Below are 12,534 nucleotides of genomic sequence, written 5' to 3' on the forward strand. Positions count from 1 at the left end.
CATTGCGCCTACTGTTGCCGCGCCCTCCCCGGCCCGTCCAGTATGGCTGCCTGCCTCTTCAGTTTGTACGGGGTGGGGCGGCTGCCGGGACCCAGACGCGCCACCGCCTTCAGAATATGACCCGGCGGGAGCTGCCAGCGCAGCCGCGACGGGATACCCCGCAGGAGGGTTCCGGCGGTGCGCAGGCGGCGGTCGACGGTGGCCGCCGGCGGTGCGGGTCTGCCGTACAGCTCGTGGGCGTACGGGGGCAGCGACTGGTAGGCGAGCGTCGCGACGCGCCGCCACAGCAGGGCGCGGGCAGGCACCAGCAGGGGGTGGACCGGTGGCCGGCGCAGGAAGTCGTCGACGTCCAGCGCATCGGGTGAGGAGGCCAGTTGGGGCCGCACCCGCTCGAAGTAGGCGGCCAGCTGTGCGGTGGTGGCGGGTACGGCGGCCGGGTCGAGGCCGACGAGCCGGGCGCCGCGGCGGTGTTCGTCGATGTACCGGTCGGCCTGCGCGTCGGTGAGCGGGAAGCCGGAGCGCCGTTCGACCTGGAGGTAGGAGTCGGCCTCGGCGCAGTGGACCCACAGCAGCAGCGCGGGGTCGTCGACGCCGTACGTCTCGCCGGTGCGCGGGTCGGTGACCTTGAGGAGCCGGTGGATCCTGCGGACCCGGGCGCCCGCCTTCTCGGCGGCCTCGGTGGTGCCGTAGGTGATGGTTCCGACGAAGCCGGCCGTGCGCATCAGCCGGCCCCAGGCGTCCTTGCGGAAGTCGGAGTTCTGCATGACGCCGCGCACCGCGCGCGGGTGCAGCGCCTGGAGGTACAGGGCGCGCACCCCGGCCACCCACATCATCGGGTCGCCGTGTATCTGCCAGGTGACCGATTCGGGCCCGAAGAGCCCGGGGTCGGCTTCCGTCATCTCGTCCTGCCTCCCGCTCGACCCTTCGCCCCTCGCCGTCGGGTTCTACCCGGCGCCCGCCCCCGCTCGGCTCACGGTCCGCGCCAGACGTTGGCGAACGCCGCGTTCTCGATGGATCGCCGCTGGCGTACGGCTTCCAGCTCCATCACCGCGTCGTGGACGATGGCCACGACGGTCGTCACCGCGTCGTCGTCGAAGCCGGGCTCGGCGTCGGGGCCGGGCTCGGCGTCGAAGCCGGGCTCGGCGTCGGGGTGCTCGCCGTCGGGGTGCTCGCCGTCGATGCCCACGATGGAGGCGAGGGCGGTCAGGACGGGCTCCCGCCGCTCCCAGCGGTCGGCTGCCCGGCGGCGCGCGGGCGTATCAGCCGGTTCCACGCGCTCAGAGCCGAAGGACAGGCGACCGCCGCTCTTCGGTGTCAGCTCACCGGCCTCCTCCAGGGCGCGCTGGTACGCGGCCGAGAGGTCTCGGCCCCGGCGCCACAGCCAGTCCTCGATCCGCTCGTAGGGTGCCTGTCGAACGAGCGCTGCGGCGGCCTCACCCATGAGCTGGTCCTCCGGCCCCGGCGGCACACCCGGCACGATGCGGTCGCCGTCCACACCGACCGCCTCCGCCCCGATGAGATCGATCAGCTCGGCTCCCGCGAGCGCGAGCGAGAGGTCCCCCTGTCCCACGGAATTCTTCGACCCGGGGTCCGTGGCGATCGTGAACAGGTCCTTCGCCGTGGTCATGAACGGCTCCTCTCGGAGACATGGACGGTGGTGCGCCCCACCGGGCCGGCCCGCGTCCGGGGCCGGCCCGGCAGCGGGGCGACTGTCACGATCAGTATCGCTCCAGCCCTCGCGATCCGGAGCCCTTTCGCGGGGCGGTCTCAGATTCCGCCTCGACGCCGCGAGGTGCGGTGCCGGCCCCCGCGAGCCCAGCATGATCCAAACGAGAGGCCCTAGAACCAGTGCAGGCAGTGCGGGGCGCGTTCGGTGCGGAAAAGCGCGTCCGCGAGGGCGGCGGCGCCCGGACGGCAGGCCCGGATGTGTCCCGCGCGCACGAGCGTGCTCGGGGCGACGCCTCCCAGGTAGAGCGAGCTCAGATCGCGCACGTCCAGCGACAGGTCGGGGTGCCGGTCCGTGGGGACGCAGCCGGCCTTGCCGTCGCGGACGGTCAGCAGGTAGCGGCCGTGCTCGCCGAGGAACGGGTCGTCCACGTCGAGGACGAGCTCACCGTCCGTGAACCAGCCGCGTGCGGTCAGGGCGCGCGGGACATCGAGGAGCCGCACCCACAGCCAGTCGGCGGGTTCGCCGACATCGCCGGCGCGAATGTCGGCGAGTTGCCAGCGCAGCGGGTGCTCTGGCGGGACATGCCGGAACACGACCTGTGACACCAGATCGTGTCCGAGTACGAACCGGGCCAGGGCCATGAAGACCGCGTCGTCGGTGGCGATGGTCTCGTCGACCGTCAGGGTGCCGGGCTCGCCAATCGAGTAGCTGGCGTACCCGTCCGCCGTTCCGGCGGCGTCCCGGTGGACGGCGACGTAGCGCGGTGCCGAGGAGACCGGCGACTGCCCCGCTCCCAGGGCCCACCAGCGGTGCGGCCGGGACAGCGCGCCGGGCTGGGCGCGGCGGTAGCCGTCGTAAACCTCTTCGAGGATCTCGCCGCACTCGGCACGCCGCAGCACCTCGACCGTTCCGCTGTCCGCTCCGGTCGCCGGTGCGTCGCCCGTCGCACGGGCCCGGGGAACCGCGAGGGCGGCTCGGTGGCGCGGCACCGTCAGCCGGGTGGTGAAGGTCGCCGGTCCGTAACCGAACCTGCCGTAGATCGGAGCCTCGGAAGCCAGCAGCACCGAGAGGAACTCACCCCGGGACCGCACCTCGGAGAGCTGCCGTCGCATCATCTCGCTGAGCACACCGCGCCGCCGGTGCGAGGGCAGGACGCCGACCGCGCTCACCCCGGCGACCGGAGCGAGGGTCCGGCCGGGCAGGGTGAGTTCGAAGGAGTACGCGGCGGCGGTGCCCACGGGCCGGCCGTCCGCTGTCAGGGCGAGCAGGCCGCGGTCCATTTCGAGCGCGGACCACCAGCGTCCGCCACCCGCGATCGGGGTTTCCGGAAAGTGCCCGAATGCGGTGTGGACCGTGTCGACGAAGACGTCCAGGTCCTCATCGGTCGTGGGTCGAATCTCCATCGCTGTCGCTTCCTTCTCGAAGTACCGGCACGGTGAGTCATGGTGTTCGTTCACGAGGATGGCGCCGCGTCCCGCCCTTGCGGACGGCCGATGGTCACCGCTCCGCGGAAGCCCTCCGGCGAGATGACCGACATCGTGTCGAGCGACGAGTCGGAGACCGGCAGGAGGTGGGCGTCGACCCAGGTGTCCCCCGTTGTCGCGTTGGTCCAGGGATCTTCGATCACGATGGCGCCGGGTACGGCGCCGTGGCAGAGCACCCAGTGCGGCACGTCGAATCCCTGCATCCCGGCGAGCGAGAGCAGGAGCAGCACGTGTTCGTGCCGGCCGATCGCGTCCCGGATCGCGGTCAGGGCCAGGCGGCTCGGGTCAATGGGGACACCGGTGCGCTCCGCCTCCGTCCGGGAGGCCCGCTGGAGCAGGGCACGCCACTCCTGCTCGTTCTCCGGGAGGTGGTCGAGCAACACCGGCCGGTCGTTGTCCAGATGGATCGTGACCGGGGACGAGGGCCAGGCTCGGCGCAGGGCGACGCCCAGCCCGACGGGTTCGCACGCGAGGAAGTTGGTGGCGTCGCGCCACAGCGTCAGCTCCCTCTGCCGGTCGAGTGCCCCCCATTCCAGCGTGCCCGCGTGCGCCTGCGCGACCAGAGCGGTGACGGCACCGCAGGTGAAGTGCGTGGTCTGTCCGTAGTACGCGGGTGTGCTCGTTACGCCGTCGCGCAGCCAGCGGACGTAGCCTGCGGCCGGCCCGGCCGCGCCCTGCGGCTGCGTGAGCGGAGGCCTCAAGGCGGCGAAGCCGGTGGCAGCGACGTCGTCGGGACGCGCCGTCCACCCTTCCCACTTGACCTGCGCGAGCTCTCGGCGGCCCGCGTGGGCGACGACGGCCCTTACGGCCGCGCGCACGTCGCCGACGGCATCGACGATTTTCAGATAGGCCGTGTTCGGACGTGCTGTCACGAGCGCCGCGGCGGTCCAGCCCTCGCCGTCATCTGTGGGAACGGCCACGAGGTGAGGGGCGTGGGCGGAGCGGTCGACCGCGCGCCAGCGCTCCGACACCTCGTGGTCGACGAGGCGCGCCAGCTGAGCCGGCGGGGTGTCGGGCTCATAGGGGACGACGATGCTTTTCGCGGGCCGCACGGGCTCAGCGAGCGGCGCGGGCGTTTCCTGACGGGGCAGCATTGCGGTGCTCCTGGCGGGACGGGGAGGACGAGGGGAAGGGAGAGGGGCTGGAGCCTGACGCTGTATGGGCGCGGACCCCATCACCTCCCCGGGGTCATGCGCGGGACTTCCGGAGCACCCACACGAAGTACGGTGCGCCGACCAGCGCGATCATGAGGCCCGCCGGCACCTGGGCGGGGGCGACGAGCGTGCGGCCCAGCGCGTCCGCCACGCACACCAGCAGTCCGCCGAGCACCATCGAGACCGGGATCGCGCGGCCGTGCCGGGCGCCCACCAGGGAACGGGCGAGGTGCGGGGCGACGAGCCCCACGAAACCGACGACGCCGACGGCGATCACGCTGAGGGCCGCGAGCACCGCTGCGATCGACAGGGCGGTGAAGCGGGTGCGTTCCACCCTGACACCGACGATGCGCGGGGTGTCCTCGTCGACGGCGAGCAGGTCGAGCCGGCCGCGCATGAACAGCAGCAGGGGAAGGGCGAGAGCCAGGGCCACCGCGACCGGGACGACGTCGGGGAACGTGCGGCCGTAGGTCGTGCCGGAGAGCCAGGTGAAGATCCGGGGCGTGTTGTACGGGTCCGCGCGCAGCAGGAGGAAGGTGGTGACGGCGCTGAGGCCGTACCCCATGCCGATGCCGATCAGTACGAACCGGTCGGGCAGGAAGCCGCCGCGCCGGGCCAGCAGGGCGATCACCGCGAACGTCGCCAGCCCCGCCGTGACCGCTACCGCGATGAGTACCGGCCGGCCACCGGGCAGGCCCGAGGTGGCGACGCTCGCCGCACCGAGGCCGGCGCCCGCCGTGATGCCGAGCACTCCGGGCTCCGCCAGCGGGTTGCGCACCGAGCTCTGTACGGCGCATCCGGCCAGTCCGAGCGCCGCGCCGGCGAGGATCGCGGCGGTCACGCGCGGGACCCGGTCGTCGAGTGCCTGGCCTATCAGGTCCGGGGCGGCGCCTTGGAGCCACAACACGATGTCCCCGGTCCGCAGCCAGAGGCTTCCCGCCAGGATCGCCGTGAGGGCCGCTCCAACCAGCAGGGCCACCGCGCCGGACGTGACGAGGAGGAAGGCGCGGCGTGAGCGTACGGCGACCCGGGCGCGCGGTGGCTGCCGGATACCGCCCGTGTCACGCAGCCGCAGTGCGAGGACCACGATCACGACGGAGCCGAGCAGCGCGGTCGGCACGCCGGTGGGGATGGCGGCGGCCCCGTCCGCCCCCTGCACCGCGCGCAGGGACGCGTCCGCGAGCAGGACGAGCAGCGCGCCGAGCAGTCCGGCCGCGGGGATCAGGAGCAGGTGCCGGCGGAGCGCGGGAACCCGCCCCGCGATCAGGCGGGCCACGACGGGCGCGCCGAGACCGACGAAGCCGATCGGGCCGGCGAGGGTCACCGCCGTGCTGGTCAGCAGCACCGCGCAGAGCACGGCGGCCACGCGGGTGGTCCGGATCGGCACACCAAGGGTGGACGCGGCATCGTCGCCGAGGTTCATCACGTCCAGCCGCCGGGACAGCGCCAGAGCGACGCACAGCAGCACGACGACGAGGGGGGCGGCACGTACCGACGCGTCGATGTTCAGCTGCGCCAGCGAGCCGCTCCCCCAGGCGAAGAGACCGGTCGTGTTCTGGTTGAACAGGATGAGGAGCATGCCGGTCGCCGCGTCCAGGGCCATCGCCGTCGCCGCTCCGGCGAGGATGAGACGGGTGCCCGCAGTGCCCGCGGCGCGGCCCGCGAGGAGCAGCACGAGTGCCGCCGCGACGAGGCCGCCGGCGAAGGCGACGGCGCCCGACGCCCACAGCGGGACTGTGAGGCCGAAGGCGGCGACGAGCGTGAGGGTGAAGTAGGCCCCGGCCGTGACCGCGAGGGTGTCCGGCGAGGCGAGCGTGTTGTGGGTGACCGACTGGAGCAGTGCGCCGGCGCAGCCGAGGGCGAAGCCCACCGCGACGCCCGCGAACAGGCGCGGCAGGCGCGAGCCGGTGAGGATCTCGCCGACGGGCGCCCCGCGGGCGTTCTCGCGTTCCCCGGCGAGATGGCGCACCAGATCGCCGACGCCGACGCCCGACGTCCCCTGCGTCAGGTGCCACATGCCGACCAGGACGGTGGCGACGAGGAGGAGCGCCAGGACGGCCGCCCCGGCGGGGCCGCTGCCGCGCCCCGCGCCCGGCAGCGGCCCCGCCTCAGGTGCCGCTGTGCGTACAGTGCTCACTTCTTGTCGAGTACGTCGACGTACGCGTCGATCGCCTGTGCGCAGGAGCGCGGACCGCCGGCGCCCCAGACCTGCGCCGGGAACGCGTGGGCGCGGCCTTCCTTCACGGCCGGGAGCTTCTTCCAGATCGGGTTCTTGTTCAGCGCCGCGACGTACCCGCCGGCGCCGTCGTCGTTCGCGTAGAAGAGGTTGGCGTTGCCCACAGCGGTGAGTCCCTCGACGTCGGTCTGCGCGAGGCCGTAGGCGGCGTCCACGCCTCCGTCACCGTGCTTCTTGTTGACGTCGTTGGTCCACGCCGGGGTCATGCCGAGTTCCTTGCCTATCTCGGTGAACAGGGCGCCGTTCGCGTAGGGGCGTACGGTCAGGTTGCCCCCCTCGAGCCAGCCGTCGAAGAACACGAAGTCCTTCGTCGGCAGGCCTGCGTCGGTGACCTGCTGTTTCGCCGTCGCGAGGTGCTGGTCGAACTCCTTGAGCACCTGGTCCGCCCGGTCGGTGCGTCCCGTCGCCTCGCCGATCATGCTGAACACCTTCCGCATGTTCCCGATCGGGTCCTTCGGGTCCGCCCCACGCGTGGCCATCACGGGGACGCCCCTCTTCTCCAGCTTCTTGATCATCTCGTCCTTGGCGTCGAAGGCCTCCACGACGATGAGATCGGGCTTGGCCGCGTAGAGGGTGTCGAGGTCGGGCTCCTCGCGGGTGCCGATGTCCGTCACGCCGCTGGGCAGCTTCTCCGCGCTGGTCCAGGTGCGGTATCCCTTGGCGTCGGAGACGGCGGTGGGGGTGACGCACAGCGTCAGCGCGTCTTCGACCTGCTGCCATTCGAGGACCGCGATCCGCTGGGCGGGCTTGTCGAGCTTCACCTGCCGGCCGACGCCGTCCTTGAAGGAGACGGCCCCCGTCGAGGGGGTCGTGGTGTCCTGGGCGCAGTCCTTCGACGCGGGGGACGCGCCGGCGCTGCTGCCGGCCGTTGCCTTGTCGACGTCGGTCGTTCCGCAGGCCGTTGCGGCGAGCAGAGCGAGCCCGGTCGAGGCTGACGCCGCCAGGCGACGGGCACGGTTCATGAAGGTTCCTCTTTCACAAGTGATGTGTGAGCGACGCGGGGACGGTGCGTCGGCGTTTTCGAGTCGGCGCATCACCGACGGAACGGCCCATGTGGCGCTCCGGGAGATGTGCCGCCGTGTTCAGGAGAGGTGGCGCCCGAGTGGATCGATGCGGAGCCGCCCCGTTCGAGGGTCGATGCCCACCTCGACGCGAATGTCGTAGACCTCACCGATGTTCTCGGCGGTGAGGACATCGGCGGGTGCGCCGGCCGCGTACACCCGGCCCGCGCGCATGAGGACGAGCGTGTCCGCGACACGGGAGGCCTGGTCGAGGTCGTGCAGCACGATCCCGACCGCGATGCCGTGTTCCTCGACGAGATCCCGTACCAGGTCGAGCGTCTCGAACTGGTAACGCAGGTCGAGGTGGTTGGTCGGCTCGTCCAGCAGCACGACGCCGGTGTCCTGGGCAAGGCAGGCCGCGAGCCAGACACGCTGCATCTCCCCGCCGGAGAGTTCTCCGACCTGCCGCCCGGCCATGTCGCGTACTCCGGTGACCCCCATGGCGTGGTCGACGGCGGTCTGGTCCTGCGCGGTCGGTCCGGCGAAGCCACGCCGGTAGGGATGGCGCCCGAACGCGACGACCTCCGCGACCGTCAGCCCCTGGGGAGCGGGCCTCGACTGGGAGAACAGCGTGACCTCGCGCGCGAACCGACGGGAGCTGAGCAGGGCCGCGTCACGTTCGGGCTCTCCATCGGGGGCGCCGAGCGTCACCCGGCCGCCGTCCAGCCGGTGCAGTCGGGAGAGCGCGCGCAGCAGCGTGGACTTCCCGCTGCCGTTCGGCCCCACCAGGGCGGTCGCACGGCCGGGTTCCAGGGCTACCGAGACACCGTGGACGACAGGCTTGCCGCTGTAGCGCAGCACCAGGTCGTGCCCGATGAGCGCGGCCACCGGGGCGGCGGCGGCAGGGGCGGCCGTGGGTTCTCCGGCAGACCGGAAAGGGCGTGTGAACATAAAGATGTCCGGACGATCGCAGGGGCGGGGGACCGCGGTAACCTCCGTCCGGTTCGACCGGCCAGGGCGTGCGCTCGCCCACGCACGGACAGTGTCGTGCGCGGCGAGCAACAACTAAGGGTTACCTAACTCCGTGAAGGTAGCATTCCGCTTGCCGCGTGGACAATCAGGAGTTCTGGTCACGCGATACGGAATTCCGGACATCGCCCGACGGGCCGGCCGCCGCATCGAAGAACGCACCCGGCGTGATCCCCGTGACCCGCCGGAAGGCGACGATGAAGGAACTGGGCTGCGCGTAGCCGAGCACCTCGGAGACCGTGGTCACCTCGAAGCCTTCGGCGAGGAGCATCAGCGCCCGGTGCACGCGCAGCATCCGGCGCCACTGCGCGAAAGAAAGACCCGTCGCCTGACGGAAGGCGCGTGTGATCGTGCGGTCGCTGGTCCCCAGCCGCCGCGCCCAGTCCTCCAGCGAGCGGCCGTCGGAGGGATCGTCCAGCAAGGCTTCGGCGATGGCGTCGATCCGCGGATCGCCCGGCAACTGCAACGCGAACTGACGCTCCGAGGGCTGGACCACATCGAAGACGACCGATTCCGCCCGCGCCCTGGCCTCCGCGTCAAGGTCGGCGGAGGACAGATGGGTCAGCAGCGACTCCAGCAACGGCGTCATCGCGATCGCCATGGGTTCCGCGAACGCGAACGGTGTGCGATCGGGGGCGAAGAAGGCGTCGAAGAACTCCGCACCCGCCGTCGCGCGGCCCCCGTGGACCATTCCCGCGGGCATCCAGAGCCCGTGCCCCTCGACCACGGTCAGAACGCGGTCCCCCACGCGGGACGTCAGCGTTCCCCCGCGCACCCAGACGAGTTCGTGCAGGGGATGCGAGTGCGGCGACCACTCCGTGGGGCCGGGAACGATCCGGAACCCGGCAAGGATGGCTCCCGCCGCCGGCTCCGGGAGCGGCTCGGCCGGCCGCACCACAGTGCCCACCTCGCGCCGCCACATCCCGGGGGTCACCGCACCACGGGACACTCGAACCATGGCGAGGAGTCTATCGGTGCCGGCCCGCCCCGGATCCGGGGCCATGGCCCAAAGATCGTTTGTGAGAGGCGCACGGCTCGCCGCCGCTACCGGTAAGACCTGCCCCGTGGATCTTGCCAACTCATCCCTGCGACTTGGGTGCGACGTCCAGGGCCTGCCCGCCTACTTGTGGTCACGGAGGAAGGCCGGGATGTCGGCTCGGGTCGGGTAGTCGGGCAGCGGTGCGGGCTTGTCTTGGAGGAATGCGGTGATGACGGCTGCTGCTCGTTGGTCGTTGCCACCCAGGCCGTTCCACATGTGGTGTCCGACACCTGGCATGTACTGGGTGCGCTGGATGGCGGGGTTGTCCGCGAGGACGGTTGTCTGCCACTGCCGGACCTGGGAGGAGCACTCGGCGATCATCAGCATCGCGGGTGTCCGGGAGCGCCTCAGCTGGGGGACGATGGAGGGGGAGTCCTTGATCGTTTGCTGGATGCGGAGGCTGGCGGCGGCGCTGAAGGAGAAGTTCCGCTCCGTGTCCTCGACCGGGATGCGGTGCGCGTCCCGCGCGCAGTAAGCGGACGCGGTGTCGCTGCCGAGATCGGCGGCAGTGAAGGCGTTGTCGCCTTCCGCCTGTCCTACCAGCCCGTTGTCCGGGCTGAGCAGTCCGAGCCGCATGAGGCCGAAGGTGACCGCGTACCGCGGGACGCGTGTGGAGCGTGGTCCGGTCATGGCCGGCGCGATGTCGCGGGCCGATGGCCGACCCTTCTGCTCGGACATCCGGGTGGTGGGGCCGTCCATCGGGCCCGGCTCGGCGATGACCGCCCGGCGCAGATGGCCGGCGATGGCCGGGTCGGCCAGCGCGCGGGTGAGCACGACCGCGCCCGAGGAGAAACCCAGTACGTCGGCGCGGCCCTTGCCGAGTTCGCTGATGAAGGCGCCGAGGTCATGGACGGACCGGGTGATCGAGTACTGGTTCATGGGCAGCAGGTCGCTGCGTCCACCGCCGGCCTGTTCGTAGGCGTACACGTCGTAGCCCTGTCCCGCGAGCCGCTGCAGGAAGCGGTGGTCGAGCACTGAGATGCCGCGCACCGGGCCGCCGTTGAGGTAGACGAGCGGGACGCGTTGCCGGGGGCTGTTGCCGGTGGGCGGGTAGTGGTAGACCGCGACCTGGCTGCCGGTGGACAGACGCCAGTGCTCGGTGGCCACGAACGCCAGGGCAGGCGGGTAACGGCGCGTCGTGGGGACGGTGGGGACGCACACCGACAGCGTCAGCGCGGCCGCGACGACCACCGGCAGGAATGGCACCAGCCGCCCCCGCCAGGAGCGGCGGCGGCCCCGCCACAGCGCCGCGATGACCCCGGCCCCGACAGCCGCGGACCATGCGGGTAACCCCGATCCCGCGCCGTCGGTGGCGACGATCAGTGCCAGGAAGACGGTGACCAGCCCCACCACCGCGGCGGCGGCCGCCAGCAGGCGGCCGGCAAGGCGCAAGGGACGTATGACGGACGGTGCCATGATGAGCTCCCCAGGGTTTTGGAACGCTGTTTTGAAACGATGTTATCAGCATGGGTAAACTGCTTTCCATGGGAAGGCCGAGAACGAACGACACCGCCGTCAGAGAGCGGCTCGTCGCATGCGCGACCGAAATGCTCGCCACCCGCCCCCAGGAGTCGGTCACAGTCCGTGCGCTGGCCGCCGCCGCCGGAACGTCGACGGCGGCGGTGTACACGTTGTTCCAGGGGAAGGACGGAGTGATCCGCGAGGTGCGCGACCAGGCGGTCGCCGGCCTGTTCCAGAACCTGACGGCCGTTCCCGGCTCGGATTCCGCCCTGGAGGATCTGTATGCGCTGGCCGTGGCGTATCGCCATTGGGGACGCGAACACCGCCACCTGTACGCGGTGTTGTTCGGTGGCGCACAGTCCTTCGTACCGTCGACCCGGGTCGGCGACCGAGACCCGGTGCGACCGCTCGTCGCGGCGATCGACCGTGCCGTGGCGGACCAGATCCTCGCGGGCGACACCACGCTGATCGCCGTCTCGTTGTGGGTCGCCCTGCACGGACTCGTGACCCTCGAACTCGCCGGCGGCCTCGACGGCACCGCAGCCGAGACCGCGTTCCGGTCAACGATTGATGCCGTACTGCGCGGCTGGGCAACCCCCGCCGCCTTCCCTGACCTTCGACGCCCGGACCCTGCGCCGTGAAGCGGTTACTCCGTAGCCGCACGAACACGGCCGGCAGAGGACGGCGCCGACGAACTGGTTGCCGAACTGACCGCTCTCGGCGCGCACGTCCAGGTCGTGGGGTGCGACGTCACCGAACGCGCTGCCGTTCAGACCCTGCTGGCCGGTATCGGCACCGACACCGGCACCCCGCTGACCGCTGTCATCCACACGGCGGGCGTTCTGGACGACGGCACGTTCGACACCCTCACCACCGCGCAGCCGACGCGGGTGCCGGCAGCGAAGGTCGATGCGGTAATGCACCTGCACGAGCTGACCCGCGACCTGGATCTGTCGGCGTTCGTGCTGTTCTCGTCCGCGGCGCCGGTGCTCGGCGGACAAGGGCAGGGCAACTACGCCGCCGCGAACAGCGCGCCGGACGCGCTGGCGCGTGCGGCGGCACCCTGCCCGCGACGCCGCGCGGCATGATCCGGGTTCCCCCGGCCGCCGCGAGTACCGATGTCAGCCGGGCGCACGACCACAGCTTGCTCTCCATGGGCGGCTACGTGCGGATCTACCCCGAGCGCGAGGCCGAGCGGGTCGCCGCTCCGACACTGAATCTGCGGGCCACCGTGACGCTGAGCGGTTTCGGCGACTTCGACCCCGTCCCTATCCCCGTCCCCGTCCCCGTCCCCGACGGACAACACCGTGGACCGGCTGAGTACATCGAGGCAGATCACTTCTCGATCATCTCTCGATGATCGAGGATCAGGCGGCAGAGACCGCCGCGCGCCTCCGGCACTGACTCGATTCACTCGAGGGCCATTCAATCCAGCATTCCGATATACGGAGCAGCCAAATG

11 protein-coding genes and 1 pseudogene are annotated in these 12,534 nt (G+C 71.5%); 3 read left to right on the plus strand and 9 right to left on the minus strand.

Features of this window, described 5'->3' with window-relative positions; genetic code table 11:
* Positions 1–8: 8 nt before the first annotated feature.
* The 9 genes from ACZ6S6_RS23270 to ACZ6S6_RS23310 all read right to left on the minus strand — a co-directional run bounded on the left by ACZ6S6_RS23270 (position 9) and on the right by ACZ6S6_RS23310 (position 11,028).
* Positions 9–899, minus strand: coding sequence for an oxygenase MpaB family protein (locus tag ACZ6S6_RS23270; RefSeq protein WP_362959371.1), 891 nt, complete (start codon positions 897–899; stop codon positions 9–11).
* A gap of 71 nt (positions 900–970) precedes the next feature.
* On the minus strand, positions 971–1,627 hold the full coding sequence (locus ACZ6S6_RS23275) for a GOLPH3/VPS74 family protein (RefSeq protein ID WP_469706807.1): 657 nt from the start codon (positions 1,625–1,627) through the stop codon (positions 971–973).
* Positions 1,628–1,839: 212 nt separating this feature from the next.
* Positions 1,840–3,072 carry a GNAT family N-acetyltransferase gene (locus tag ACZ6S6_RS23280; RefSeq protein ID WP_362959376.1) on the minus strand — a complete coding sequence of 411 codons (1,233 nt, stop codon included), beginning with the start codon at positions 3,070–3,072 and terminating at the stop codon, positions 1,840–1,842.
* Positions 3,073–3,122: 50 nt separating this feature from the next.
* Positions 3,123–4,247: a peptidase C39 family protein gene (locus ACZ6S6_RS23285; RefSeq protein ID WP_469706808.1), complete on the minus strand. Its 1,125-nt coding sequence runs from the start codon at positions 4,245–4,247 to the stop codon at positions 3,123–3,125.
* 94 nt (positions 4,248–4,341) lie between these two features.
* Positions 4,342–6,444, minus strand: coding sequence for an iron ABC transporter permease (locus tag ACZ6S6_RS23290; RefSeq protein ID WP_469706809.1), 2,103 nt, complete (start codon positions 6,442–6,444; stop codon positions 4,342–4,344).
* Positions 6,441–7,505 (minus strand): iron-siderophore ABC transporter substrate-binding protein, encoded by a 1,065-nt coding sequence (locus ACZ6S6_RS23295; protein WP_362959385.1) that lies wholly within the window; start codon positions 7,503–7,505, stop codon positions 6,441–6,443. The genes ACZ6S6_RS23290 and ACZ6S6_RS23295 overlap by 4 nt, the downstream gene beginning before the upstream one ends.
* A 120-nt stretch (positions 7,506–7,625) precedes the next feature.
* Positions 7,626–8,495, minus strand: coding sequence for an ABC transporter ATP-binding protein (locus ACZ6S6_RS23300; RefSeq protein WP_362959387.1), 870 nt, complete (start codon positions 8,493–8,495; stop codon positions 7,626–7,628).
* 166 nt (positions 8,496–8,661) lie between these two features.
* Complete coding sequence (locus tag ACZ6S6_RS23305) at positions 8,662–9,531, minus strand: helix-turn-helix domain-containing protein (RefSeq protein WP_469706810.1); 870 nt, start codon at positions 9,529–9,531, stop codon at positions 8,662–8,664.
* A gap of 162 nt (positions 9,532–9,693) precedes the next feature.
* Positions 9,694–11,028: an alpha/beta fold hydrolase gene (locus ACZ6S6_RS23310; protein WP_362959393.1), complete on the minus strand. Its 1,335-nt coding sequence runs from the start codon at positions 11,026–11,028 to the stop codon at positions 9,694–9,696.
* 68 nt (positions 11,029–11,096) lie between these two features.
* Between ACZ6S6_RS23310 and ACZ6S6_RS23315 the strand changes: the two genes are divergently transcribed.
* The 3 genes and pseudogenes from ACZ6S6_RS23315 to ACZ6S6_RS23325 all read left to right on the plus strand — a co-directional run bounded on the left by ACZ6S6_RS23315 (position 11,097) and on the right by ACZ6S6_RS23325 (position 12,433).
* On the plus strand, positions 11,097–11,714 hold the full coding sequence (locus ACZ6S6_RS23315) for a TetR/AcrR family transcriptional regulator (RefSeq protein WP_362959396.1): 618 nt from the start codon (positions 11,097–11,099) through the stop codon (positions 11,712–11,714).
* A 15-nt stretch (positions 11,715–11,729) separates the two neighbouring features.
* A pseudogene (locus tag ACZ6S6_RS23320) lies at positions 11,730–12,161 on the plus strand (ketoreductase domain-containing protein); the annotation flags it as partial.
* Positions 12,158–12,433 (plus strand): hypothetical protein, encoded by a 276-nt coding sequence (locus ACZ6S6_RS23325; RefSeq protein ID WP_362959399.1) that lies wholly within the window; start codon positions 12,158–12,160, stop codon positions 12,431–12,433. The pseudogene ACZ6S6_RS23320 and the gene ACZ6S6_RS23325, both read left to right, overlap by 4 nt.
* The last annotated feature ends 101 nt before the right edge of the window (positions 12,434–12,534 follow it).

The sequence above is a fragment of the Streptomyces sp. NPDC048671 genome (genome assembly GCF_055587045.1).

Excerpts from the sequence above, each read along its gene's own strand:
- ACZ6S6_RS23285 (WP_469706808.1), bottom strand. The coding sequence starts at position 4,247 with ATGCTGCCCCGTCAGGAAACGCCCGCGCCGCTCGCTGAGCCCGTGCGG.
- ACZ6S6_RS23275 (WP_469706807.1), bottom strand. The coding sequence starts at position 1,627 with ATGACCACGGCGAAGGACCTGTTCACGATCGCCACGGACCCCGGGTCG.
- ACZ6S6_RS23295 (WP_362959385.1), bottom strand. The coding sequence starts at position 7,505 with ATGAACCGTGCCCGTCGCCTGGCGGCGTCAGCCTCGACCGGGCTCGCT.
- ACZ6S6_RS23300 (WP_362959387.1), bottom strand. The coding sequence starts at position 8,495 with ATGTTCACACGCCCTTTCCGGTCTGCCGGAGAACCCACGGCCGCCCCT.
- ACZ6S6_RS23315 (WP_362959396.1), top strand. The coding sequence starts at position 11,097 with ATGGGAAGGCCGAGAACGAACGACACCGCCGTCAGAGAGCGGCTCGTC.
- ACZ6S6_RS23305 (WP_469706810.1), bottom strand. The coding sequence starts at position 9,531 with ATGGTTCGAGTGTCCCGTGGTGCGGTGACCCCCGGGATGTGGCGGCGC.
- ACZ6S6_RS23325 (WP_362959399.1), top strand. The coding sequence starts at position 12,158 with ATGATCCGGGTTCCCCCGGCCGCCGCGAGTACCGATGTCAGCCGGGCG.
- ACZ6S6_RS23270 (WP_362959371.1), bottom strand. The coding sequence starts at position 899 with ATGACGGAAGCCGACCCCGGGCTCTTCGGGCCCGAATCGGTCACCTGG.
- ACZ6S6_RS23280 (WP_362959376.1), bottom strand. The coding sequence starts at position 3,072 with ATGGAGATTCGACCCACGACCGATGAGGACCTGGACGTCTTCGTCGAC.
- ACZ6S6_RS23310 (WP_362959393.1), bottom strand. The coding sequence starts at position 11,028 with ATGGCACCGTCCGTCATACGTCCCTTGCGCCTTGCCGGCCGCCTGCTG.